Source organism: Roseisolibacter agri (assembly GCF_030159095.1).
In the GTDB taxonomy this organism is placed as follows: Bacteria; Gemmatimonadota; Gemmatimonadetes; order Gemmatimonadales; family Gemmatimonadaceae; genus Roseisolibacter; species Roseisolibacter agri.
This window is the reverse complement of sequence record NZ_BRXS01000004.1, coordinates 348250-371436: the sequence shown is the minus strand read 5'-3', so window position 1 is coordinate 371436 and position 23187 is coordinate 348250. Positions and strand designations below refer to the sequence as shown.

At 74.1% G+C, this 23187-nt stretch carries 23 protein-coding genes and 1 other RNA gene; 4 read left to right on the top strand and 20 right to left on the bottom strand.

The features are described from left to right. Positions 1 to 37 precede the first annotated feature (37 nt). From dnaJ to dnaX, 10 genes are all read right to left on the bottom strand, one after another. Positions 38 to 1177 carry a molecular chaperone DnaJ gene (gene dnaJ / locus rosag_RS13850; RefSeq protein ID WP_284350735.1) on the bottom strand — a complete coding sequence of 380 codons (1140 nt, stop codon included), beginning with the start codon at positions 1175 to 1177 and terminating at the stop codon, positions 38 to 40. A gap of 69 nt (positions 1178 to 1246) precedes the next feature. Continuing rightward, positions 1247 to 1798 carry a nucleotide exchange factor GrpE gene (locus rosag_RS13845; RefSeq protein WP_284350734.1) on the bottom strand — a complete coding sequence of 184 codons (552 nt, stop codon included), beginning with the start codon at positions 1796 to 1798 and terminating at the stop codon, positions 1247 to 1249. A gap of 158 nt (positions 1799 to 1956) precedes the next feature. After that, positions 1957 to 3243 carry a competence/damage-inducible protein A gene (locus rosag_RS13840; RefSeq protein ID WP_284350733.1) on the bottom strand — a complete coding sequence of 429 codons (1287 nt, stop codon included), beginning with the start codon at positions 3241 to 3243 and terminating at the stop codon, positions 1957 to 1959. A gap of 62 nt (positions 3244 to 3305) precedes the next feature. Beyond that, positions 3306 to 3992: a CDP-alcohol phosphatidyltransferase family protein gene (locus tag rosag_RS13835; protein WP_284350732.1), complete on the bottom strand. Its 687-nt coding sequence runs from the start codon at positions 3990 to 3992 to the stop codon at positions 3306 to 3308. Positions 3993 to 4092: 100 nt separating this feature from the next. Continuing rightward, on the bottom strand, positions 4093 to 4770 hold the full coding sequence (locus tag rosag_RS13830) for a GTP-binding protein (protein ID WP_284350731.1): 678 nt from the start codon (positions 4768 to 4770) through the stop codon (positions 4093 to 4095). A 10-nt stretch (positions 4771 to 4780) separates the two neighbouring features. Then, positions 4781 to 5323 (bottom strand): roadblock/LC7 domain-containing protein, encoded by a 543-nt coding sequence (locus rosag_RS13825; RefSeq protein WP_284350730.1) that lies wholly within the window; start codon positions 5321 to 5323, stop codon positions 4781 to 4783. A gap of 57 nt (positions 5324 to 5380) precedes the next feature. After that, entirely contained in the window at positions 5381 to 5770 is a 390-nt protein-coding gene (locus rosag_RS13820; protein WP_284350729.1) for a hypothetical protein, read from the bottom strand. Continuing rightward, positions 5767 to 6360, bottom strand: coding sequence for a recombination mediator RecR (gene recR, locus rosag_RS13815; RefSeq protein WP_284350728.1), 594 nt, complete (start codon positions 6358 to 6360; stop codon positions 5767 to 5769). Before recR ends, rosag_RS13820 begins: the two co-directional genes overlap by 4 nt. Before the next feature lie 28 nt (positions 6361 to 6388). Next, positions 6389 to 6703: a YbaB/EbfC family nucleoid-associated protein gene (locus tag rosag_RS13810; RefSeq protein ID WP_284350727.1), complete on the bottom strand. Its 315-nt coding sequence runs from the start codon at positions 6701 to 6703 to the stop codon at positions 6389 to 6391. A 174-nt stretch (positions 6704 to 6877) separates the two neighbouring features. Then, positions 6878 to 8734: a DNA polymerase III subunit gamma/tau gene (dnaX, locus tag rosag_RS13805; RefSeq protein ID WP_284350726.1), complete on the bottom strand. Its 1857-nt coding sequence runs from the start codon at positions 8732 to 8734 to the stop codon at positions 6878 to 6880. A gap of 194 nt (positions 8735 to 8928) precedes the next feature. Between dnaX and rosag_RS13800 the strand changes: the two genes are divergently transcribed. Continuing rightward, positions 8929 to 9201: a hypothetical protein gene (locus tag rosag_RS13800; RefSeq protein ID WP_284350725.1), complete on the top strand. Its 273-nt coding sequence runs from the start codon at positions 8929 to 8931 to the stop codon at positions 9199 to 9201. Positions 9202 to 9314: 113 nt separating this feature from the next. Next, entirely contained in the window at positions 9315 to 11222 is a 1908-nt protein-coding gene (locus tag rosag_RS13795) for a DUF2339 domain-containing protein (RefSeq protein ID WP_284350724.1), read from the top strand. An 18-nt stretch (positions 11223 to 11240) separates the two neighbouring features. Here the strand turns inward: rosag_RS13795 and ffs are convergent. Continuing rightward, positions 11241 to 11337: signal recognition particle sRNA small type (gene ffs / locus rosag_RS13790), an RNA gene on the bottom strand. 405 nt (positions 11338 to 11742) lie between these two features. On the opposite strand from ffs, the gene rosag_RS13785 reads away from it, so the two are divergent. Both rosag_RS13785 and rosag_RS13780 read left to right on the top strand, forming a co-directional pair. Next, positions 11743 to 12462: an outer membrane beta-barrel protein gene (locus rosag_RS13785; RefSeq protein ID WP_284350723.1), complete on the top strand. Its 720-nt coding sequence runs from the start codon at positions 11743 to 11745 to the stop codon at positions 12460 to 12462. Between the two features lie 17 nt (positions 12463 to 12479). Further along, positions 12480 to 13715, top strand: a complete 1236-nt coding sequence (locus rosag_RS13780; protein ID WP_284350722.1) for a hypothetical protein — start codon at positions 12480 to 12482, stop codon at positions 13713 to 13715. An 84-nt stretch (positions 13716 to 13799) separates the two neighbouring features. On the opposite strand, the gene rosag_RS13775 is transcribed toward rosag_RS13780, so the two are convergent. The 9 genes from rosag_RS13775 to rosag_RS13735 form a co-directional block, all read right to left on the bottom strand. Next, positions 13800 to 14876, bottom strand: a complete 1077-nt coding sequence (locus rosag_RS13775; RefSeq protein ID WP_284350721.1) for a threonine aldolase family protein — start codon at positions 14874 to 14876, stop codon at positions 13800 to 13802. Between the two features lie 92 nt (positions 14877 to 14968). Continuing rightward, entirely contained in the window at positions 14969 to 15250 is a 282-nt protein-coding gene (locus rosag_RS13770) for a hypothetical protein (RefSeq protein WP_284350720.1), read from the bottom strand. A gap of 133 nt (positions 15251 to 15383) precedes the next feature. After that, complete coding sequence (locus rosag_RS13765) at positions 15384 to 16337, bottom strand: YihY/virulence factor BrkB family protein (RefSeq protein WP_284350719.1); 954 nt, start codon at positions 16335 to 16337, stop codon at positions 15384 to 15386. A gap of 40 nt (positions 16338 to 16377) precedes the next feature. After that, positions 16378 to 16875 (bottom strand): YtxH domain-containing protein, encoded by a 498-nt coding sequence (locus tag rosag_RS13760; protein ID WP_284350718.1) that lies wholly within the window; start codon positions 16873 to 16875, stop codon positions 16378 to 16380. A gap of 139 nt (positions 16876 to 17014) precedes the next feature. Beyond that, positions 17015 to 18538: a sigma-54-dependent transcriptional regulator gene (locus rosag_RS13755; protein ID WP_284350717.1), complete on the bottom strand. Its 1524-nt coding sequence runs from the start codon at positions 18536 to 18538 to the stop codon at positions 17015 to 17017. Positions 18539 to 18630: 92 nt separating this feature from the next. Then, entirely contained in the window at positions 18631 to 19320 is a 690-nt protein-coding gene (locus rosag_RS13750; protein ID WP_284350716.1) for a sensor histidine kinase, read from the bottom strand. Between the two features lie 89 nt (positions 19321 to 19409). After that, the gene (locus rosag_RS13745; RefSeq protein WP_284350715.1) at positions 19410 to 20834 is read right to left on the bottom strand and encodes a class II fructose-bisphosphate aldolase; all 1425 of its coding nucleotides are present in this window, start codon (positions 20832 to 20834) and stop codon (positions 19410 to 19412) included. Positions 20835 to 20939: 105 nt separating this feature from the next. Then, a complete protein-coding gene (locus rosag_RS13740) occupies positions 20940 to 22316 on the bottom strand; it encodes a glucose-6-phosphate isomerase (RefSeq protein ID WP_284350714.1) in 1377 nt (458 codons plus the stop codon). A gap of 88 nt (positions 22317 to 22404) precedes the next feature. Further along, positions 22405 to 23181, bottom strand: a complete 777-nt coding sequence (locus rosag_RS13735; protein ID WP_284350713.1) for an MBL fold metallo-hydrolase — start codon at positions 23179 to 23181, stop codon at positions 22405 to 22407. Positions 23182 to 23187 lie beyond the last annotated feature (6 nt).

The window sequence follows — 23187 nt, the reverse complement described above, 5'->3', positions numbered from 1 at the left end:
GTTCACGGCGCGTTCGGCGCGTTCGGCGCCGCGGCGCTCAGTGCCGGAGGTTCGCCGCCTCCGCGAACTTCTCCATCAGCGCGCGCTGCTCGTCGCTCAGCGACTCGGGCACGGTGATCGTCGTCTCGACGATCATGTCGCCGCGATGCTCGCCCTTCGGGATGCCCTGCCCCCGGATGCGGAAGCGGCGGCCGCTCGCGGTGCCGGCCGGGATGCGCACGGTCGCCTTCTTCCCGTCGAGCGTCTTCACGCTGATCTTCGAGCCGAGCGTGGCCTGCGCGACGTTGAGCGGCACGGTGGCGATGACGTCGAGCCCCTCGCGCTTGAAGAAGCGGTCGGGCGTGACGGCGAAGTTGATCACGAGGTCGCCCGGCGGCCCGCCGTGCGGGCCCTTCCCGCCCTGCCCCTTCAGGCGCAGGCGCGTGCCCGTGTCCGCGCCCTCGGGCACGGTGACGAGCACCTTCTTGCGCGTGCGCACCTGGCCCGCGCCCTTGCACGTCGGGCACGGCTCCGAGGGGATCTGCCCGCGGCCGAGGCACATCGGGCACGGCCGGTTGACGGCGAAGCCGCCCTGGCCGAACGAGATCGTCCCGCGGCCGCTGCACTCGGGGCACTGCTTCATCGACGCGCCGGGCGCGCCGCCGCTGCCGCGGCAGGTGCCGCACTCCTCGGTGACCTCGAGCTCCACGGGCACCTTGCCGCCCAGCGCCGCGGTGCGGAACGGGATCTCGATGGTGACCTCGAGCGACTGCCCCGCCTCCGGCGCGCCACGCGCGCCCGGGCGCGCGCCGCCGCCGAACAGCGTGCTGAAGATGTCGCCGAAGCCGCCGATGCCGCCGACGTCGATGTTCGAGAAGTCGAAGCCCGCGCCGCCCGCGCCCGGCGCGCCGGCGGGGCCGCTCGCACCGGGGCGCTGCGCACCGGGGCGCGCGCCGCCGCCGAAGTTCGTGAACGCGCCGAGCCGGCGCATGTCGTCGTACTGCTTCCGCTTCTCCGCGTCGCCCACGACGCCGTACGCCTCGGAGATCTCCTTGAAGCGATCGGACGCCTTCGGATCGTCCTTGTTGGCGTCCGGGTGGTACTGCTTCGCCAGACGCCGGTACTGCTTCTTGATCTCGTCCTGCGTGGCCGTGGGCGTCACCCCGAGCACGGCGTAGTAGTCCTTGCCCTGCGGCATGCGTGGCGGCGGGAGGGAGAGGAGAGGCGGGAGGTGCGGTCGGACGCGGGTGCGGCTGACGGCGCGCGGTCAGCCGTTGTACTGACGCACGACGACGCGCGCGGGTCGCAGCAGCTGGCCGGCGAACACGTACCCCGGCTGGTAGACGCGCGCGACCAGGTGGTCGGCATCGCGGCTCTGCGCGGGCTCGGTGCCGAGCGCCTCGTGCAGCGCGGGATCGAACGGCTGGTCCACCGGATCGACGATCTGCAGCCCGGCGTTGCCGAGCGTCTTGAGCAGCTTCCGCTCGACCATCGCCACGCCCTCGACGATCGTCGTCGCGTCCGTGGTCGCGGGATCGACGTGCGCGAAGCGCGCGAGGTCGTCGAGCGCGTCGACGAGGTGCTTCACGAGGTCGGCCTGCGCCTTCCCGCCCGCCTCGGCGCGCTCGCGCTGCGAGCGCCGGCGATGGTTGTCGTACTCCGCGGCCAGGCGCAGGTACCGATCGCGCTGCTCCTCCAGCTGGCGCGCGAGGTCGTCGGTGCCGACGGCGGCCTCCGCGTCGGCGCGGGTGCCGGCCTCCGCGTCGGTCGTCGTCGCGGCAGGCTGGTCGTCAGGCGTGATCTGGTCGGGAGCGGTCATGATCGAAGGTGCGGCGAGAGCGTGAGGACGGCATGCGTGGCGGCGGAGCCACGGAAGGCCGGACGCTCCGGAGGGGTGCAACGGACATGCCCCCTACGGCTGCCGATCCGGCAGGATTCGGGCGATCGCGGAAGATCGCGAAGGGTGCGGAGCGGGGGCTAGTCGGCCGCGGGACGTGCGAGCGTCCGACGCACCAGCTCCAGCGCGAACTGGCTCGCGCGGAAGCGGATCTCGGCGCGGTCGCCGATGAACACGCTGCGGTGCGTGCGGACCTCGCCGTCGACGTCGACGGCCGTCCACACCGTGCCCACGGGCTTCTCCTCCGTGCCGCCGCCGGGCCCCGCGACGCCGGTGATCGCGACGCCGATGCGCGCGCCCAGCCGCTCGCGCGCCCCGCGCGCCATCCGCGCCGCCACCGGCTCGCTCACCGCGCCGTGCTCCCGCAGCATCTCGGCCGGCACGCCGAGCGCGTCCACCTTCACCGCGTTCGCGTACGAGATGACGCCGCCGAGGAAGACGTCGCTCGACCCCGGCACGCTCGTGAGCCGCGCGCCCAGCAGGCCGCCCGTGCAGCTCTCGGCCACGGCGAGCGTGAGGCCGTCCGCGCGACAGCGCTCGAGGATCACCTGCGCCATGTCGGTCGCGTCCTCGCCGTACGCCCACTGCGCGACGTGCGCGCGCAGCGCGTCGATGCCGCGCGCCAGCGCCGCGTCGGCGTCGGCGGCGGTGCGGTCGCGCGCGGTGAGCCGCAGGTCGACGCCCTCGTGCCCGGGCAGGTACGCGAGGGAGAGGCCGTCCATGCCGCGCGCGAGGTCGCCGAGTCGGTCCGCGATCGCGCTCTCGGCGATGGCCGTCGTGCGCAGCGTGCGCGAGCGCACCACGGTCGGCTCGCCCGTCGCGCCGCGCGCCGCCTGCTCGCGCGCCGCGCGCTCGCGCAGGATCGGTCCCAGCTCGTCGGCGAGCATGCCGCGCATCTCGCGCGGGACGCCGGGCAGCATCGCGACCCAGCGTCCGCGTTCGTCCTCGAGCCACACGCCGGGCGCGGAGCCGTGGCGGTTCACGAGCTTGCGCGCGCCCTCGGGCATCAGCGCCTGCTGGCGGTTGGAGTGCGGCAGCTCGCCGCCGAAGCGCGTGCGCCAGCGCTCCTCCAGCCACGCGAGATGCTCGGCGTCCATCACCATCGCGCGGCCGAACAGCGCGGCGATCGACGGCTTGGTGAGGTCGTCGGCGGTGGGACCGAGCCCGCCGGTGGTGATCACCGCGCCCGTGCGGTCGAGCGCCTCGCGCACCGCGGCCGCGATGTCCTCCGCGCCGTCGCCCACGGAGCTGCGCCGCACGATCTCGATGCCGACCGATGCGAGCTCGCGCGCGAGGTGCGCGCCGTTCGTGTCGATGGTGAAGCCGAGCAGCAGCTCGTCGCCGATCGTGAGGATCTCGATGCGCATGGCGGTAAGCTAACCGCGCCGCCGCGCGCCGAGTGCCCGCGAGGCGCGTGCCCGGCCGCCGCTCAGCGCCGCGCGGGCGCGGGCGCGCGCAGGATCCCGCCGTAGCGGTGCAGGTAGAGCGCGAGCGAGTAGAGCGTCAGCCCCACCGCGCCGACCATCGCCAGCGCGCCGGCGATGCCGTTGAAGTACGCCCACGCGCGCCAGCCCGCGGTGCCCTCCCAGCCCGACCGCTGGGCGAGCGTCTGCGCGAAGAACCAGAAGTACGCGGCGCCCACCCACGTCGACTGGAAGCCCGTCTTCCACTTCGCGGGCCCGATGGCGCCGATGACAAGCCCGCGCCGCGCGGCGATCTGGCGGAACACGGTCATGAAGACCTCGCGCCCCACGACCACCGCGACGACCCACCAGGGCAGCCCGACGAAGCCCACCGGCGTCATGAAGGCGAACCCGGGGCGCGCGCTGGGGAGGCTGCTCAGCGGGCGCAGGAGCGGCCCGCCCATCAGCACGACCATGGGGACGAAGGTCGCGACCAGGAGCAGCTTGTCCGCGAGCGGATCGAGCAGCCGGCCGAGATCGGTCACCAGGTTGCGCGTGCGCGCGAGGTGGCCGTCCCAGTAGTCCGTCACCGCCGCGACGATGAACAGCACGAACGCCGCGATCCGCGCCGTCGCCGTCGGCACGAAGGGCAGGACGGCGATGAAGGGCGCGGCCGCGATGCGTGCGACGGTGATCGCGTTCGGCAGGTTCACGGGCGGGGATGAGCGTGGCGTCGGCCGGGAAGATAACCGGCGTGCCGGGGGCGACGGGACCGGTCCGCCCGCGGCCTGGCGGACCGGCCCGTGCCGTCCGTCATCCGAGCGCCCGCACCACGAGCTTCGAGACCGCCTTCAGCGTGTCGAACACGCCCGCGCCCGTCGTCGCGACCGCCTCGAAGCTCGGCACGCGCTCCCACCACTCGCCGGTCGGCAGCTTCTCGACCAGGGGCACGCCCGGGCGGAACGGGTTCTCCGACGGCTTCTGCTTCGCCGGCTCGGTGACCTCCCAGCCCGGGTTCAGCATCGCCTCCAGCTCGGGGAGCGGCGCGGCGTTCGGGAGGTCGCGCTTGTTGTACTGCAGCACGAACGGCATCCGGGTCAGGTCGTACCCGTGCTCCGCCATGTTGTCGTACAGGTTCTGCATCGACTCCATGTTCGCCTCGGCGCGATCGACCTGCGAGTCGGCCACGAACACGACGCCGTCCACGCCCTTCAGGATCAGCTTGCGCGAGGCGTTGTAGTAGACCTGCCCCGGCACCGTGTAGAGGTGGAACCGCGTGCGGAAGCCGCGGATCTCGCCCAGGTCCACCGGGAGGAAGTCGAAGAAGAGCGTGCGCTCGGTCTCGGTCGCGAGCGAGATGAGCTTCCCGCGCGTGTTGGGGCTCACCTTCTCGTACACGAACTCCAGGTTCGACGTCTTGCCGCCGAGGCCCGGGCCGTAGTAGACGATCTTGCAGTTGATCTCGCGCGACGCGTAGTTGATCATCGACATCGGCCGGCCCTCAGGAGAAGAGTCGGTCGATCTCGTCCTCGGCCCCGGCCAGCAGGTCGAGGGGCGCCGGCTCGGCGCCGAGCGCGCCGGTCATGCCGCGCGCGCCCGAGCCGCCGGCGGCACCGGCGGGCGTCGCGCCGCGCGCGAACACGGTCTCGAACAGGCGCGCCAGCTCGTCGACGACGCCCTTGAGCTTCAGGCGCACCAGGCCGAGCGTCGTGCGGTCGTCGAACAGGACGACGAGGATGATCCGCCGCGCGACGTCGGCGAGGAACATCGACTCCTTCTCGCCCTGGTGGAACAGGGTCGTGAAGTCCTTCTCGCCGATCAGCTTCGCGAGCTGGTCGTTGGCGCTGAAGTCGGCCGCGGTGAGCGAGGCGAACGCGGTCGCGTCGAACGCGGGCGGCTCGCCGACGGTCGCCACGAGCTGCCCGGCCCGGTCCACGAGCAGGGCGCAGCGCGCGTTCGAGTCGTACAGGAACCGCTGCAGCGATCCGCTGATCGCCTGGAAGTCGTCGTCCGTGAACGACCAGCTGACCGCACCAGGGGGCATGCCGAGAAGCGAAGGAGGTCCGGGCCGCCCGCGCCGGCGGGCGACGAGGACGGCCCGCTAGCGCGCGAGCGACGCCTCCACCGCAGCGAGGGCCTGCCGGCCCCGCCGCCGCAGCAGAGGGAGCGGCTCCCACCGGACGTAGTCGCGGAGGAGCCTCGCCGTATCTACGCTCGGACGGGTCGCGAGGTAACTCACCGCCGCGAATCGGCGCACCGGCTGGCGGCTGAACAGCCCCTGGCGGCTCCGATCGAGCATCCCCGCCCAGACGGCAGTCCCGAGCACCAGCCCACCGGCGAATCCGGCAGCCAGCAGCGCCAGCGCCCCGGCGCCGGCGTCCTCCTCGCGGCGGCGGCGCATCCGGCGGTCGTGGTCGCGGCGCTCGTTGCGGCGGCGCTCGAACACGCCCGGCCCATCGTCGATGAGGAGCCGCGCGCGACGCCGCCTCACATCTCCCTCCGCGCGGCGATGGCTTGGGCGATGGTCACGCCGTCGGCGTACTCCAGGTCCCCGCCCACCGGCAGGCCGCGCGCGATGCGGGTGACGGCCACGCCGCTCACCTGCCCCGCCAGCTGGCGCTGCACGTACAGCGCGGTCGCCTCGCCCTCGAGGCTCGGATTGGTGGCCACGATCACCTCGCGAATCTCCCCGTCCCGCACCCGCGTCACGAGGCGGTCGATGGTCAGGTCCTCGGGCATCACGCCGTCCAGCGGCGACAGGCGCCCACCGAGCACGTGATAGAGCCCGCGGTACTCGCCCGTGCGCTCGATGGCGCCGATGTCGGACGCCTCCTCGACGGCGCAGATCACGCTGCGGTCGCGCCGCTGGTCGCGGCACACGGCGCAGCGCTCCTCCTCGGTGAGGTTGAAGCACTCGGCGCACGGGCGCACGCGCTCGGCCAGCGTCGTGAGCGCGTCGGCCAGACGGCGGCTCTGCTCGGGGCGCTGCTTCAGCAGGTAGTACGTCAGCCGCAGCGCGGTCTTGCGGCCGATGCCGGGCAGCTTGGACAGCTCGGCGGCCAGTTCGTCGATCGCGGACACGGCGACGTCGGGACTCGGCGCGTCCGGCTCAGAACGGGAGCTGGAACGGCAGGTTCATCCCGCCGGCCGCCTTCCCCATCTCCGCCTCCTCGAGCGCCTTCGCCTTCGCCTGCGCGTCGCGCACCGCGACGGTGACGAGGTCCTCGAGCATCGCGACGTCGTCGGCGCTGACGACGCTCGGGTCGATCTTCACCGAGCGCACCGCGCCCTTGCCGTCCGCCTCGACGGTGACCATGCCGCCGCCGGCGGTGCCGGTCACGGTCCGCTGCGCGAGCTCGTCCTGGATCTGCTGCAGCCGCCCCTGCATCTCCTGGGCTTGCTGCATGAGCTTCATGATATCCATGACCGAAAACCTAATGCGAGAGACGTGACCGCGGAGAACGGAACGGCGGAAGTCGGTGAGGCGTGATACGAAAGGGCGGACGCTGGCAGCTCGAACCTTCAGGCGCGATTCCGCTCCACCGTATCGCGCCGTTCCGTTCTCCGCCTTCTCGTTCTGCGCCGTATCGTCCTCCGCCTATTCGAGCAGATCGAGGTCGAGTGCGTCGATCGCTGCGCCGAGGACGGGATCGCGCCGGCTCAGCGCGGTCATGCGCTCGGCCCGCACCGTCTCGGTCGTGAGCCGCTCGGCGGGCGCGCCGCTGGCTTCGGGCGCCCGCACGATCACGCGCGTCGCGCCGGGATGCGCGCGCTGCACCGCGACCAGCACGTCGTCGCGCGCGCTCTCGAGCGCCTGCACGTAGGCGGGGTTCGCCTCCTGCAGCTCGATCGTCACCGCGCCTGAGGCCGCGACCGCGATGGGCAGGGCGTCCGCGAGCGCGGAGCCGATGAGCGGCCGCGCCGCGCGCGCGAAGTCGACCACCTGGTCCCACCGCTCGGCGAGCACCGCGACGTCCATCGTCGGGCCGCGCGGCGCGTCGGCGACGGCGCTCGGCGCGGCACTGGGCGCGGGTGCCGCGACGGGCGCCGGTCGCGTCGGGACGGGACGATCGACGGGACGCTCGACAGGACGATCGGCGACGGCGACCGCGGGTGCGGCGCGCTGCACGACCTGCGACTGCTCGGCCACCGCGGCGTCGAACGCGGCGCGCAGGCTCGCGCCCGGCGGCGCCGGCCGGCGCGCCTCGTCGGCCGGCGCGGGCGCGGGACGCGCGGGTGGACGCGGCGGCATTGCGGGCGCGCCGCCACCACCGCCACCATCGCCACCACCGCCACCACCGCCACCGCCGCCGCTCCCCAGCTCGCGCAGCAGCGACTCCAGCTCCACGCTGCGATCGAGCAGGGCGAAGCGCACGAGCAGCGTCTCCAGCAGCAGCTGCTGCTGTCCGCTCTTGCGGAATCGTGGCTCCGTCTCGACCAGCACGTGGAGCATGCGCAGCAGGTCCGCGGGCGTGAGCGCGCCCACGCGCGCGGCGAGCGCCTCGCGCGCGCGCTCGCTCAGCTCGGGCACGGCGCCGCCCAGCGACAGCGCGAGCAGCGCGCGCAGCATGTCGCCCAGCCCCGTGAGGAAGAGCGAGAAGTCGATGCCCGCCTCCGCGAGCCGCGCGACCGCGCCGAACACGTCGCCCGCGCGGCGCTCCGCGACGAGGTCGAGCACCGCGAGGTACTCGTCCTCCGGCACGAGGCCGAGCGCCTCCTGCACGCGCGCCGCGGTCACGTGCGCGTCCTCCCCGAGTGAGAGCACCTGGTCGGTGAGCGACAGCGCGTCGCGCAGGCCGCCGTCGGCGGCGCGCGCGACCATGCCCAGCGCATCGGGCTCGTACGCGACGCCCTCCGCGTCGAGCACCGCGGCCAGCCGCTCGCGGATCTCGGCCGGGCCGATGCGCTTCAGGTCGAAGCGCTGCAGGCGGCTCAGGATCGGCGCCGCGAGCTGCGCGATCTTCTGCGGCTCGGTGGTCGCGAACACGAACACGACGCGCGGCGGCGGCTCCTCGAGGATCTTGAGGAGCGCGTTCCACGCCTCGCGCGTGAGCATGTGCGCCTCGTCGACGATGTAGACCTTGTAGCGGTCGTCGCCGGTGGGCGCGTACATCGCGCGCTCGCGCAGCTCGCGCGCGTCGTCCACGCTGCGGTTGCTCGCCGCGTCCAGCTCCACGACGTCGAGCGAAGAGCTGCCGCTCCAGATGCGCAGGCAGCTGGCGCAGGTGCCGCACGGCTCGCCGTCCGCCTTCGCGCCGCGCACCTCGCAGTTGAGCGCCATCGCCAGCACGCGCGCGAGCGTCGTCTTGCCCGTGCCTCGCGGCCCGCACAGCAGGTAGCCGTGCGCCACGCGCCCGCGGGCGATCGCCCCCTTGAGCGTGTTGGACACGTGCGACTGCACGGCCACCGAGGCGAAGTTCTTGGGGCGGTACTTGCGCGCGAGGGCGAGGGACATCGGCGGGAGACGCGGTGCGCGGCGCTGAGCGCGGCCCGGTGCTGCCGCGACGCGCGGCGGCCGGGGTCGGTCGGCGCCGACGCCGGAATCTCGCGGCCGCCCCGGCGCGTCGCCAGCGGCTTGCGCGGCGCGCGTCCGCGACACCTGTGCAGCGCGACGCTGGCGGCGGCCCGCCCCGTGCACCACCGTTGGGCATGTCCCGCGCTTTCGTGAACGAGGACGCCGGCGGCGCCACGCCGCGCCGCGGCTACGGGCTGCCCGCCCGCGACGACCCGCGCTTCGACGAGGCGGCGGCGGCCGCGCTGCTGGAGGCCGCGCGCGCCGGCGAGACCGCGAGCGCCGAGGAGGCCACCGGCTACTACTGGGGCGAGCCGCGCCTGCACGCGCCGGTGCGCGCACTGCTGCTGCGCGCGCGCGCCGCCGGCGACGACCGGCTCGCGCAGCTGGCCGAGCGGTTCCTCCGCTGACGCTCCCGCCCGACTCCGAGCGCCTCGCACAGCTCGAGCGCACCGTCGCCGAGCTGCAGCGCGAGGTCGCGGCGCTGCGTGCATCGCAGGCGCCGCCCGCCGCGCCGTCCGTCGTGCGTCGCGCGCCCTCGACATCGGCGCGGCGCGCCTGGTCGCTGCGGCGCGGCCTGGGCACGCTCTCGATGCGGCTCGGACTCGGCCCGGTGCCGGCGGACGGCGCGGAGCTGGAGGCCCTCGTCGGCCGCTACGGCACCGTGGCGCTCGCGGTGCTGCTCATCCTCATGGGCCTCGGCGCGTTCCTGACGTGGGCGATCGCTGCCGTCACGCTCACGCCCACGACGCGCGTCGCGCTCGGCGCGGTGGGCGCCGCGGCACTGGCCGCCGGCGGCTGGCGGCTGCGAGTGCGCGACGAGGGCGGCGGCACGGGCACGCGCCGGTTCGGCGACGTGCTGCTCGCGCTCGCGCTGGCGGCGGTGCACGTGGACGCGTGGGGCGCGGGTCCAGCGCTCGGCCTGGTGTCGGCCGGCGTCGCGCTGGCGATCGCGGCGGCCGCGTCGGGCGCGGTCGCGTTCCTGGCGTGGCGGGAGCGCGACCAGGCGCTGTTCGTCGTCGGCGTGGGCGGCGCGGTAGTCGCGCCGTTCGTCACGGGCGCCGACACGGGTCACGCGATGGTGCTCGCGCCGTACGGCTGGTTGGTGCTGAGCGCGGGGGTGCTCGCGCTGCCGCACGGCAACGACACCGATGCGCACGCGCGGCCGGTGCGCTGGCGGCTCGCCGCGCGCGTGCTGGGGATCGGCGGGGCGCTGCTCGCGAGCGCGCTGCTGCGCGACGCGACGGCGGTCGCGGCGATCGGCAACCCCGCGGGCATCTGGCTCCCCGCGTGGCAGCTGCGACGCGAGCTGCCGGTGCTGTTCGCGCTCGCCTGCGCCGTGGTGCCCCTGGCGCTGCCCGGCCGCGCGCGGCGAGCGGGCGTCGCGCTCATGCACCTCACGACCGCACTCGGCGCGATCACGACGCTGGCGCTGGCGACGCGGCTCGGCGCGCCGATGCTCGCCGCGTACGCGTTCGCCGCCACGCTGGGCGCGCTCGTCGCGGTGCGGTGCCTGGTCCCCGTGGATCGCCCGCCGAGTCGCGGCGCGCGGCGCGACGCGGTGCTCGGCGGCCTCGCGCTGCCGCTCGCGCTGCTCGTGGCCGCGCTGCTCGCGCTGCCCGACGCCACCTCGCCCGCGGGAGGACTCGTCGCGCTGGCGTGGGCCGCCGGGTCCGCGCTGGCCGCGGGGCTGGCCGCTCGCCGTCCACACGCGTCGGCGTCGCCGCTGCTCGGGGCGCACGTCGCGGCGGCGGGACTGGCGGGCGCGATCGCGCCGCTGCTGGGATTCGAGGGTCGGGTGGTGCTGAAGACGGTGGCGCTGTCGGCGTACGCGGCCGCGTGCGCGCTGCTGCTCGGGCCCGTGCGGCAGCGGCTCGCGGCGCTGCCGAGCCTCGCCGCGGCGGGGCTCGCGGCGGCCAGCGCGGCCATGCTCCTGAGCGAGCGTCCCGCCTTCGCGTACGCGCCGTTCCTCACGTCGGCGTCGCTCGCCGCGGCGGCGGTGGTGGTGGCGCTGACGGTGCTCGCCTGGCGCGTGCGGCGCGACGGCGCGGCGGTCTTCACGCGTGGCGAGCGGACGGCGCTCGCGGCGCTCCCCGCGCTGGCGGCGCTGGCGTGGGGGCGCGAGGAGCTCGCGCGCGCCGGCTCGCCCGAGCTCTCCACCTTCCTGCTGGTGGGCTACTTCGCCGCGGCGGGCGTCGCGGCGCTCGCCGTCGGTCGCGCGCGGCGCGTCGCGGGCGCGCGGCAGGTCGGGCTCGCGCTCGCGATCTACGCGGCGCTCAAGGCGCTGGCGCAGGCATCGGAGCTGCGGTCGGTCGGGCTGCGCGTCGGCAGCTACCTGCTGGTCGGCGCGTTCCTGCTGGCCGTGGGCTACTGGTACCGGTCGGCCGGCGAGCGTGCGTCCGGAACGCAGATCCGGCCGGCATCGCCCTGAGGGCGATCGCCGGCCGGATACTCCAGGCCTGACGGAGCAACGCGAGACACCACACGGCGCTGCTACCTGCGGGGTCCTGACGCGGTTAGCGGGCTCACGCCCTCCGGGACCTGGAGCACCCGCAAGCTAGCCCGCGCGGGGACCATTCTCAAGCCGCCGCCGTATCACTGAGCGAGCGGCGGGCGCGCGCGGGGACCGCCCATCGGCGTGGACACCGGCTGCCCACCGCGGGTGACGCTCGTGGTGTCCTGCGGCGTCGATGCGGCAGCAGCGCGGGACAGACGCGAGCGCGCCACGACACCGCAAACCCTTGATTCGTAGCAACTTGAGCGCAGCATCCGAAGCCCGTGCGCGATCGCCTCGTCGTGGAGCATGCGTTCGTGACCAGCGTCACGGACCGGCCCGAGGGATGCTCCACCCGCTGGGCGCGCCGATGACGGCGCGGCACGCTCACGACCCGCACGCCGGAGAGGCGTCGATGACCCGATCACGCGCCCCCGGAGTCGCACGCAGGGCCGGCTTGGCGCTCGCCGCCGTCCTCGCCCTGGCGCCGGCGGCCGGCGCGCAGCAGGGCGGCGACGGCTTCCTCTTCAGGCCGCCCATCGGCGCGATCACGCTGCGCGGCGGCGTCGATCGCGCCCTCGGCAACAGCGAGGTGTTCGACTTCGCGCGCGAGCGGCTGACGCTCGGCTCGAACGCCTTCACGGGCTTCAACGTCGGCGTGGATCTGTCGATCAACCTGTCGGACCGCGTCGACGTCGTGCTCGGGGCCAGCCACGCCCGCTCGAGCGCGAAGTCGGAGTTCCGCCGCTTCGTCGATCAGGACGACCTCCCGATCGAGCAGACGACGGCGCTCGCGCGTACTCCGATCACCGCCTCGGTGCGCGCGTACCTCACGCCGCGCGGCCGCTCGATCGGGCGCTTCGCCTGGATCCCGAGCCGCGTCGCGCCCTACGTCGGCGCGGGCGGCGGCGCGCTCTGGTACCGCTTCTCCCAGGAGGGCGACTTCGTCGACGAGGAGACGCTCGACGTCTTCCCGGCGACGCTCCGCTCCTCCGGCTGGACGCCGACGGCCCACGGCCTCGCCGGCGTCGAGCTCTCGCTCTCGCCGCACGTCGCGCTCTCCACCGAGGCCCGCTACACCTGGGCGCGCGCGGCGATGAGCGACGACTTCACGAACTTCGATCGGATCGACCTGTCGGGGCTCGTCGCCACCGCCGGGCTCTCCCTCCGCTTCTGATGAGATCCCCCATGCGCATGGCAACTCCCTTCCGCCACGTGCTCGGCGCGGCGGCCCTGGTGCTGGCCGGCGCCGGCGTCGCGAACGCCCAAGCCACCGGCGCCGACCCGCGCTGGCGCGCCTGGCTGGGCTGCTGGTCCCCGGTCGACGCCAGCGGTGTCGTCCCGATGAACGCCCCGCTCAACTGCGTCGTGCCGGCCACGGGCGGCACGGGCGTCGAGGTGCTCACCGTCGCCGACGGGAAGGTCGCGTCGCGCGATCGCCTGGACGCCACCGCTGCGCGCCAGCCGCGCCAGATCGACGGCTGCGACGGCTGGGAGCAGGCGCAGTGGTCCGCCGACGGCCGGCGGCTGCACCTCCGCAGCGCCGCGACCTGCGCGGGCGGCGTGACCCGCGCGTCCAGCGGGATCCTCGCCTTCGCGCCCGATGGCGACTGGCTGGAGGTCCGCAGCGCGAGCGTCGGCACCGGCGCGGGCGTCCGCGTCACGCGCTTCCGGCCCGCCCCCGCGAGCAGCGCCCTGCCCGCCGACGTCGCGGCCGCGCTCTCAGCGTCCCGCCGCGACGAGGAGGTCCGCCTCGCCCTCGGCGCCCCGATCACGACCGAGGAGGTCGCGGACGCCGTCCGGCTGTCGGACGCGCCCGTCGTGGAGGCGTGGCTGGCCGCGCGCGGGCAGGGCTTCGCACTCGACGCCCGCCGCCTGGCGCGCCTCGCCGACCGCGGCGTGCCCGAGCGGGTGATCGACGTGATGGTGGCGCTCTCGTACCCGAAGGTCTTCGCGCTCAACCCGGCCACGGGCGACCAGGAGCGCCGCACGCTCGCGTCCAGCGACGCGCGCCTGCCGGGTCAGACCGTCGGGCCGTCGGTGTGGCTGTACGGCAGCCCGTTCGGCTACGGGGCGTACGGCTGGAACGCGTACAACAACGGCTACTACCGCAACGGCTACTACGGCGGGTACTACGGCAACGGCTTCTACGGCAGCGGATGGTTCCCGGGCAGCGTGCCGGTCGTGGTCGTCGTGCGCGATCCCAACGCCGCGCCTACCGAGCGTGCGCGCGCGGTGAACGGCCGCGGCTACACGCGCGGCGGCAGCTCCGGCAGTGCGACGCCCGGCGCGACGCCGCGCGCCACCACGCGCTCCGGGAGCTCGTCGGGCGGGTCGTCGGGCTCGAGCGGCGGCTCGCAGTCCAGCGGCGGCTCGTCGTCCGGCAGCTCGTCCTCCGGATCCGGGCGCACGGCCAAGCCGCGCCCCTGAGCGACGCAGGCGACCGATGACGCACGAGGGCGCCGGGACGATGTCCCGGCGCCCTCGTCGCATTCGCCCATCCGCCCGCGTGCGTCAGGCCGAGGCGGCCGCGTGCAGCTCCGCCTCGAGCGCGGCGACGATCACCTCGCCCGCGCGGTGGACCATCGCGTCGTCCACGTCGCGGTGCGTCACCGCGCGCAGCCGCGTCGTCGTCCACGGCGAGAGCAGCACGCCCTGCGCGGCCGCGCGCGCCACCACCGCGGGCACCACCGGGTGCGGCAGGTCGACCATCAGGATGTTCGTGTCCGGCGGCACCACCCGCGCGCCGCCGACGCCGTCGATCGCGTCCGCGAGCGCGCGCGTGCGCGCGTGGTCGTCCGCGAGGCGCGGCCACTGGTGCTCCAGCCCGTGCAGCGCGCCCGCGGCCAGGATGCCCGACTGCCGCATGCCGCCGCCCATCCGCTTGCGCACCACCCACGCGTCGGCCAGCGCGTCGGACGATCCGGCGAGCACCGCGCCCACCGGCGCGCCGAGTCCCTTCGAGAAGGAGACCATGACGGTGTCGGCGCAGTCGGCGAAGTGCGAGATCGGCGTCCCCGTGGCGACGGCCGCGTTCCACAGGCGCGCGCCATCCATGTGCACGGGCAGCCCGTGCGCGCGCGCGACCTCCGCCATCGCCAGCAGATCGGCCGCCGACGTCACGACGCCGCCCGCGCCGTTGTGCGTGTTCTCGAAGCAGACGAGGCTCGCCTTCGGCGCGTGCAGCGACGGCGGGCGGATCGTCGCCGCGAGGGAGGCAGCGTCCATCACGCGGCGTCCCGCGCCGGCGGGCACCGCACGGATCTGCACGCCCGCGAGCGCCGCGAGCCCCGCGTGCTCCCACTGGATCAGGTGCGACTCCGCGTCCAGCAGCACCTCGGTCCCGCGGCGCGCGAGCAGCCACACGGCGGCCTGGTTGGCCATGGTGCCGCTCGGGAAGAAGTACGCGCGCTCCTTCCCCAGCAGCTCGGCCACGCGCGCCTCCAGGCGCTGGACGGTCGGATCGCCGTCGAGGACGTCGTCGCCCACCTCCGCGTCGGCCATCGCGCGGCGCATCTCGGGCGTGGGGCGCGTGACGGTGTCGCTGCGCAGGTCGATGCGTGCAGCGGCGGAGGCGTTGGTCGTCGGCATGGCGGCAAGCTAAACACGCGCGGCCCGCAGATCATGCGGGCCGCGCGTGCTACAGCCGATCGAGGAAGCCTACGCGTCGATCTACGCGTCGATCACGGACGCTTGACGTCGACCGTCGGGACCTTGACCTCGGTCTGCTTGGTGCCGGCGGTCGGACGATCGATGATCAGCGTGTCCTTCTTGGTGCCGACGACCGGCGTGTTGATCGTGTCGACCTTGGTGCCGACGTCCACGGTCGGCGTCTTGATCGTCGTCGTGTCGGTGCTGACGTCGACGTCGGGCGTCTTGACCTGGAACTCCCCTTCCCCGGTCTTCTTGCACGCGCCGAGGGTCGTGGCGGCGGCGACGGAAAGGACGAGAGCGAGCTTGCGCACGGTGGCCTCCTGGGCTGTGGGTGGGTGGCGCGGCCGGTAAGGGCAACCTTCGGGCCACCCCGGCGAACTCGGCTTTCGGCGCTGAAGTGCCGGCGGCACAAGGAGATCGCCGGCCGGGGCCGGCGCCGGCGCCTCAGTCCTCGAGCACCGCGCGCTGGAGGCGCCGCGTGCGCCGCAGCTCGTAGACCTGCCCCACCTCGCCGCCGAGGATGAAGATGAGGGCGGCGTAGTAGACCCAGAACACGACGATCACCGACGCCGCCAGCGTCCCCGTGTAGAGCGACCCCGGATCGAACGAGCGGATGTAGGCGCCGAACGCGGCCTTCGCGAGCTCCAGCCCCGCGCCCGCGAACATCGCCGCCAGCAGCGCGGACTGCCACCGGATGCGGCGCTTCGGCAGGTACTTGTACAGGCCGTAGAACATCGCCGCGATGAACGCGAACGCGACGCCGCGCCCCACCCAGTACTCGAACGCGCCCATGAGGTCCGAGCGCACGCCGGCGCGCTGCAGGATCGCGACGCCCCGCGTGGTGGCGATCGCGAGGTAGGCGGAGAGCGCCGTGTAGACGACCACCAGCAGCGTCGAGATGATGGTGATCTGGACGTCGAAGATCTTCCCCGCGACGATGCCGCGCTCCTGCTCGATGTCGAAGACGTCGGCGAGCACGCTGCGCAGCGACCCGAAGAGGCGCGTGCTGAACCAGATGAAGCCGACGGCGCTGAGGACGCCGACGCGGCCGCGCGTGGCGATCGCCTCGCCGATGACGCCGTGCATCAGCTCCCGGCCGGCCGTGAGCGTGCCGGGGAGCAGCTGGTCGAGCAGCTGCGACACCGTCTGCGTCGACGACTCCGCGGACTGGTTCAGCAGGTACGCGAGCCCCGTGACGAGCAGCAGCGCGAACGGGACGACGGTCAGCAGGAGGTTGAACGCGATCCCGCCGGCGAGGAAGAAGACGTTGTCCTCGCCGGAGTTGTCCCAGACGCGCGTGGCGTAGTCGCGCAGCGTCCACCAGAGCTGCACGAGCGCCGGCCGACGCGCCCGGCGGTCCCAGGGGCGCGCCGGCCGGCGCGGCGTCGCACGGCTCACGCCGTCGACGGATTCGACCGGGGTGCGGTCGGACGTCGTGTCAGACGTCGTCGTCGAGATCGGCGACACCGGCATCGGCGCCCGCCTCGAGGCCGCTGCCGACGCGCCCGCGCTCCAGCTCCTCGCGCGCGACACGGGCGCCGGCCTGGTACGCGGCCTTGGTCTCCGCGATCCGGCGCTCCAGGTCCACGCGCGCCTCGGTGGCGGCCGTGCGGCCGGCGTCGATCGCGCGCCGCACCTGGCGGCGCTTCAGGTCCACCGCCTCGCGCGCGCGATCCACGCGCTCGGTCACCACCTCGCGCGTGCGGTCGATCTGGTCCGTGATCTGGTTCGTGACGTCGTCGGCGAGGTCCATCGCGCGGTCGCGCGCATCGCGCGCGCGCCGCGAGATCTGTCGGCGCGTCTCGATGCCGGGCTGCGGCGCGAACAGCAGCGCGACGCCCGCCCCCACCGCGAGGCCGATCAGGAAGGAGCCTACGCTCCCGCTGTGCTTCTCGATGACGACCGTCGGCTCGTCGTCGTACTCGTCGTGGCGCATGGGCGGTCGGACTCTCCAGTGCGTTGGCAGGGATGGCCGCGGGACAATCTACCGTGCGCGTGCCCCGCAGGCAGGTCGCCGGCGGGGCACGTGTCGTACCGTCAGGTCGGACCGCCGCGTGGCGGGCCGTGTCGTGGGGTCAGCCGGCCTTCCGTGCGCGGCCGACGGCGGCCGGCTTGGTCGCCGCCTTCCCCACCGGGGAGGGCGCATCCGGCGGCATCGCGACCGGCGGCTCGGCAGGATGGGCGTCGGCGTCGGCCGACTCCTCCCCCTCGCCGCCCGCCTCCGCGCCGTCGCGCGAGCGGCGCTCCAGGAGCGCCTGCAGCTCCGCGCGCACCTCCAGCACCGACATCCCGACGGTCTTCGCCGTCTTGTCGATGTCGCCGCTGGTCGACGCGAGCGTCTTCAACACCAGCTGCCGGCGCGCCTCGGCCAGCGTCGAGCCCACGGGCACCGACACCACCGACGCGTACTCGCTGGTGGCGCGGTGGCGGCGCGACGTCAGGTCCTCGAGCGTGACGCGCGAGCCGCGCGCCATGATCACCGCCTTCTCGATCGCGTTGCGCAGCTCGCGCACGTTGCCGGGCCACTGGTAGCTGTTGATCCACTCCAGCGCCGTCTCGTCGAAGCCCTCGAGCTTCTTGCCGTTCGCCTTCGCGAAGCGGCGCAGGAACTCGAGCGCCAGCAGCTGCACGTCCCCGCCCCGCTCGCGCAGCGGCGGCAGGTCGAGCTCGACCACCGCGAGGCGGTAGTAGAGGTCCTCGCGCAGCTCGTTGTCGGCGATCGCCTTCTGCAGGTCCTTGTTGGTCGCGGCGACGATGCGGAAGTCGACGGCGATCTCCTTCTTGCCGCCCAGGCGGCGCACCATGCGCGTCTCCAGCGCGCGCAGGAGCTTCACCTGGATGTCGGGCGACATCTCGGCCACCTCGTCGAGGAAGATCGTGCCGCCGCTCGCCATCTCGAACGCGCCCGGCTTCTCGTTCGTCGAGCCGGTGAACGCGCCCTTCTCGTGGCCGAACAGCTCGTTCTCCAGGATCTCCTTGGGCAGCGCCGCGCAGTTGAGCGCGAAGAACGGGCCCTTCGCGCGCTCGCTCTTGCGGTGCAGCGCGTTCGCCACGAGCTCCTTGCCCGTGCCGCTCTCGCCGAGGATGAGCACCGAGGCCGTGGAGGGCGCGACGCGCTCGATCATCTCGTAGACCGCGCGCATCCCCTCGGACTGCCCGACGAGCTCCCCGTACGACGTCAGCCCCTCGAGCTTCGTCTCCAGCTCGCGGTTCTTCTGCTGGACGGTGAACTGCGAGAGCAGCTTCGGGATCTGCGCCTTGAGCTTGCTCAGGCGGTCGGCCGTCAGCGGCTTCTCGAGGTAGTCGGCGGCGCCGGCGCGGATGGCCTCGATCGCGACGTCGGTGTTCCCCTCGCCCGTGATCATCACGAACTCGGTGGGGATCTGCCGCTCGCGCATCGCCTGCAGCAGCGCGATGCCGTCGACCTTGGGCATCTTCAGGTCGGCGAGCACGAGGCCGTAGGTGCCGGCGGAGAGCATGTCGAGCGCCTTCTGCCCGTCGTCCGCCGTGTCGACGGCGAACCCCTCGGCTTCGAGGATCGCGCTCAGCGGCGCGCGGGCCTTCTGGTCGTCGTCGGCGATCAGGATCTTGGGCTGCATGGAAGTCTGCGGAGTGGAGCGGCGCCGGCGGAGCCGACGTGAATCGCGATGATGCGCGGAGCCGTGCGACGTGCCTCGAGTGCCCGGGCGGCCTACGCGGCGGTCCCCGTGGGCGGGAAGCGGATGACCACCGCGTCGCCGTCGCGGACGACGTGGATCCCGACGGCGGCGAGCGCCTCCAGATCCTCCTCGTCCGGCAGCGCCAGCGGCGGCCTGCCCCCCGGACCTGTGGTGGTCCCCGGTCCGTCCCCCGCGTCGAGCCGGAGCTCGGCGGTCGGGTCGAGGCGCAGGGTACACCGCAGACTCCGGTCTGGCTCATCCGCAGGATCCGCGCCGACGACCTCTGCCGCACCGCCCGACGGTACGCCTCCGGAACGGCCGGCGCCAGTCGCCGGATCCCGGGCGCCGGCGGCCGCAAACAGCGCGCTCGCGACGGCGAGGCGCACCCCGGTGAGGGGGGCCCCGGTCGCCGCGTGGCGGACGCCCGGCTCGACCGTGAGCGCGAGCCTGCCGTGCGCCAGCGCGGGCGCCAGCAGCGTCACGACCTGGTGCAGCACGGCGCCCACGTCCACGGGCCCGTCGCCGGCCTGCCGGGCGCCGCGCGACAGCCCGACCAGCGCGCCGACCAGCGCCGCCGCCCGCTCCAGCTCGCCCGCGGCCGACTCGGCGAACGGCGCCGCCCCGCCGCCGTCGGCGCCGGGCCGCGCGCGGATCCGCACCACCTCGACGTTCACGACCGCGCCGTTGAGCGCGTTGTTGACCTCGTGTGCCGCGTGGCCCACCAGCGCCTGGAGCGCCGAAAGCCAGCGCCCGGCGAGCGCGTCGCCCGGAGGCGACGGCCCGCCGGGCGCGTCGGCACTGCCCGCCGGGCTCAGTCGCTCAGGTCGGCGTCGTCCGGCGCCGCCTCGACGGCCGGACGGCCCCCCTCGGGCATCGGGCGGCGCTGCTCGGGCGGGTGCACGAACTTCGTCACCGCCGCCTTGGTCCCGCCGACGCCGAGCTGCGTGAAGAGGAACTCGAACTTCGCGTCGTACGCGGCGCCCAGTCGCGCCTTCGTGTCCGCGTCGAGCCCCCAGAGCTGCTGCTTGAACGGCCCGATCGCCTTCTTGCGCGACTTGTAGTAGAACTGCTCGTCGGTGTCGGTCGCCTTCCGCTCGTCGCGCGCGTTGAGGTCCAGCCACGAGTACATCTCGGTCCGCAGCGCGGCCGGGATGTGGTCGTACATCATGTTCTGGAAGTTCGTCGCGAGGTGGATCTCGGCCGTCTCGGTCTTCGGGAAGTTGTTGAAGGCCGTGTCCGGGAGCGTCGACGCGCCGTGCTGCACCGCGCCCGCGAGGCCGTACTCGTCGCGCGCGATCTCGCCGAGGATGCGCAGCGTCTCGAGGTCCAGCGCGACGTCGGCGATGGAGCCGTCGGCCAGCACCACGCCGCCGTGCGACGTGCCGCTCTGCACGCTGATCTTCGAGAGCCCGGCGGTGCCCGGCGCCTGCGCCTGCAGCACGCGGTCGAAGCCGCCCATGAAGGCGCGCAGCTCCTCCGGCGTCGAGTTCTCCGTGCCCACCTCGCCGATCTCGCCGCCGATGGAGATCGTCACGCCCGCCGGCTCCACCGAGCGCACGTAGCGCGTGATGTCGACCGCCGTCTCGTAGTTCGGGCGCTGCTGCGCGTCGAGGTCGGGCTGCTTGAGGTCCACCAGCGTCGACGTGTCGACGTCGATGTTGTAGAAGCCCGCGTGCACGGCCTCGGTCACGAGCTGCTTGACCGCGTTGACCTCGGTCACGGGATCGACGGCGAACTTCTTCGCGTTGACCTGGAAGTGGTCGCCCTGGATGAACACGGGGCCGCGGAAGCCCTCGCGCATCGCCGCCGCGAGCATCACCGTCACGTACTCGGCCGGCCGCTGCTCGGTGTAGGCGATCTCGGAGCGCGCGATCTCGAGGATGAACGCGCCCGCGTCGAGCTTGATGGCGGTGCGGAAGATCGCGCGTGCGGTCTCGTACGACGAGGCGCGCACGTTGATGGCGGGCACCGTGAAGCCGCCCACCTCGCCGCGGCCGCGCGCGATGTAGAGGTCGTGGATCGACGCCGGGCGGACGCCGACCGCCTGCCCGAGCTCCCAGATCACCCAGCGCGCCCACTCCTTCTCGTGGTCGCTGCCGAAGACGGCGTGCCGCACCAGCGCGTCCATCTGCTCGGTGGCGAGCGCCGCCTCGTCTGTGACGGTCACACGGCCGTCCTGCACGGTGACGGCGCCGCCGAAGAGCTTGGAGGACGCCGTTGCGAGCTGCGGTTCCATAGGTATGGGAAAGCTGGAATCGAGAGAGGAGCGGATGCGGTCAGCCGGGAAATCTCCCACGGCTGCCGGTGAAGGGGCAAGGGCGGACCAGGGGCCGCCCGCCGTTCAGATGCGCCGGCTGGCGTCGCTCTGCGGCAGCGCGGCGAACTCGTCGCGCGCGGCCTCGAAGCCCGGGCGGCCCATCATGCCGTACGTGAACCGCTTGCCCAGCTCGACGCCCGGCTGGTCAAACGCGTTCACGCCGTACAGCTCACCCGCGTACGCGGTCGCCAGCTCGAGGAACTGGATCAGCGCGCCGACGTGCCACGGGTCCACCGTGTCGAGCGTGAGCGTCATGTTCGGGCGGCCGCGTGCCGCGAGCGCGCCCGCCGTCGCGCGGCGCTCGATCTCCAGCAGCTCGCCCAGCGTGTGGCCGCCGAGGTAGGCGAGGTCGGGCACGTCGGCGTGCAGCGCCGGGATCGGCCCGCGCGCCTCGCGCCCCGCGACCGCCACGAAGGTCACCGTCTTGTCGGCCGGCCCCTCCATGAACAGCTGCACCTGCGAGTGCTGGTCCGTGGCGCCGAGCGCGGGCACCGGCGTCGGGCCCACGGACGTCCCGTCCGGCAGGATCTTGCCGAGCGACTCCGCCCACAGCTGCACGAACCAGGCGGCGAAGTCGCGCAGCGGATCGGCGTACGGCATCAGCACGTGGATGCCGCGCCCGTGCCGCGCGTGCGCGAGCCACTGCAGCACCGCGAACGTGCCCGCCGGATTGGTCGCGAGGTCGCCGTCGACGCAACGGCGGCGCATGTCCGCCGCGCCCGCGAGGAGCGCGGTGACGTCGATGCCGATCAGCGCCGCCGGCAGCAGCCCCACCGGCGACAGCACGCTGAAGCGGCCGCCGACGTTCGCGGGGATGTCGAGGGCGGCGATGCTCTCGCGCGTCGCGATCGGGCGCAGCGAGCCCTTGGCCGGATCGGTCACGAACACCAGGTGCTCGACCGCGCGCGCGCCGAAGCGCGCGTCGAGCGCGCCGCGCACCAGGAGGTACTGCGCCATCGTCTCGGCCGTGCCGCCCGACTTGGAGATGACGAGGAACAGCGTCCGGTCGAGCGGGAGCGTCGCGAGCGTCGCGGTGATCGTGTCCGGATCGACGTTGTCGAGGACGTGCAGCCGCGGGTTGCCCGCGCGCGCCTCGTCCGACAGCCCGTTCCAGCCGAACGGCCGCAGCGCCGTGCGCAGCGCGATGGGGCCCAGCGCCGAGCCGCCGATGCCGAGGACGACGACGTCCGTCCAGCGCCCGCGCGCACGCTCGGCGTAGCGCGTCGTCTGCTCCAGCAGCGCCTGGTCCTCGGGAAGGTCGATGAAGCCCAGCTCCCCGCGGGCGTGCCTCTCCATCACGGCGTCGTGCGCGCCGCGGAGCCGCCCGGCGCTCTCGCTCCACTCGGCGTCGGTGACGACGCCGGGGAGGAACATGTTGGTGAAGTCCAGGCTCAGTGCCACGGTTCGCTCCCCTCGACGCTCGACGCTCGACGCTCCACCCAGGCGAGGGGGCAGCGTCGAGCGTCGAGCGTCGAGCGTGTGAGGTTGATCAGATCTCCACCGTCAGTCCATCGTAGGCCGGCCGCACGTCCGCCGGCAGCTCGGCTTCCAGCTCGGCGTGCGAGTAGCGGTGCGTCAGGTGCGTGAGGTACGTCCGCTCGGCGCCGATCGCGCGCGCCGCGTCGATCGCCTCGGGGATGCTGAGATGCGTCGGATGCGGCGTGCGGAAGAGCGCGTTCACGACCAGCACGCGTGCGCCGCGCAGCACCGCCACCGCCGCGTCGGGGATCGCCTTCGCGTCGGTGACGTAGGCGAGCGGCCCGATGCGATAGGCGTGGACCTCCGCGAAGCCGTGCGGCACGCGCACCGCGGTCACGTCCACGCCCGCGATCGTCGTCGTCTCCCCTTCCTCGACGGTGTGCAGGCGCCCCTCGGGCTTGAAGGTGCCCGGCAGCGCGCGCATCGCGTCGTCGAAGATGTATGGGAATTTGCGCGCCAGCGCCGACGCGGTGGCGGGCGACGCCCACATCGCCAGCGGCCCGGCGCTGCGCGCGGTGAAGGCGCGGATGTCGTCGATGCCGTGCGTGTGGTCCGCATGGTCGTGCGTGAACAGCACCGCGTCCACCCCGGACACGTTCGCCGCCACGAGCTGCAGGCGCAGCTCGGGCGGCGTGTCGATCAGCAGCCGGCGGCCGGCGTCGGTCTCCACCAGCGCGCCGACGCGCGTGCGCCGGTCGCGCGGGTCGGCCGAGTGGCACACCGCGCAGTCGCAGCCGATCTGCGGGACCCCGAACGAGGTCCCCGTGCCCAGGAAGGTCAGCCGCACCGCGCG

Coding starts and splice junctions, on each gene's coding strand:
- rosag_RS13825 (WP_284350730.1), bottom strand. CDS start 5,323: ATGCCCCCTGGTGCGGTCAGCTGGTCGTTCACGGACGACGACTTCCAG.
- rosag_RS13810 (WP_284350727.1), bottom strand. CDS start 6,703: ATGGATATCATGAAGCTCATGCAGCAAGCCCAGGAGATGCAGGGGCGG.
- rosag_RS13780 (WP_284350722.1), top strand. CDS start 12,480: ATGGCAACTCCCTTCCGCCACGTGCTCGGCGCGGCGGCCCTGGTGCTG.
- rosag_RS13760 (WP_284350718.1), bottom strand. CDS start 16,875: ATGCGCCACGACGAGTACGACGACGAGCCGACGGTCGTCATCGAGAAG.
- rosag_RS13845 (WP_284350734.1), bottom strand. CDS start 1,798: ATGACCGCTCCCGACCAGATCACGCCTGACGACCAGCCTGCCGCGACG.
- dnaJ (WP_284350735.1), bottom strand. CDS start 1,177: ATGCCGCAGGGCAAGGACTACTACGCCGTGCTCGGGGTGACGCCCACG.
- rosag_RS13745 (WP_284350715.1), bottom strand. CDS start 20,834: ATGGAACCGCAGCTCGCAACGGCGTCCTCCAAGCTCTTCGGCGGCGCC.
- rosag_RS13775 (WP_284350721.1), bottom strand. CDS start 14,876: ATGCCGACGACCAACGCCTCCGCCGCTGCACGCATCGACCTGCGCAGC.
- rosag_RS13840 (WP_284350733.1), bottom strand. CDS start 3,243: ATGCGCATCGAGATCCTCACGATCGGCGACGAGCTGCTGCTCGGCTTC.
- rosag_RS13800 (WP_284350725.1), top strand. CDS start 8,929: ATGTCCCGCGCTTTCGTGAACGAGGACGCCGGCGGCGCCACGCCGCGC.
- rosag_RS13830 (WP_284350731.1), bottom strand. CDS start 4,770: ATGTCGATGATCAACTACGCGTCGCGCGAGATCAACTGCAAGATCGTC.
- dnaX (WP_284350726.1), bottom strand. CDS start 8,734: ATGTCCCTCGCCCTCGCGCGCAAGTACCGCCCCAAGAACTTCGCCTCG.
- rosag_RS13755 (WP_284350717.1), bottom strand. CDS start 18,538: ATGCAGCCCAAGATCCTGATCGCCGACGACGACCAGAAGGCCCGCGCG.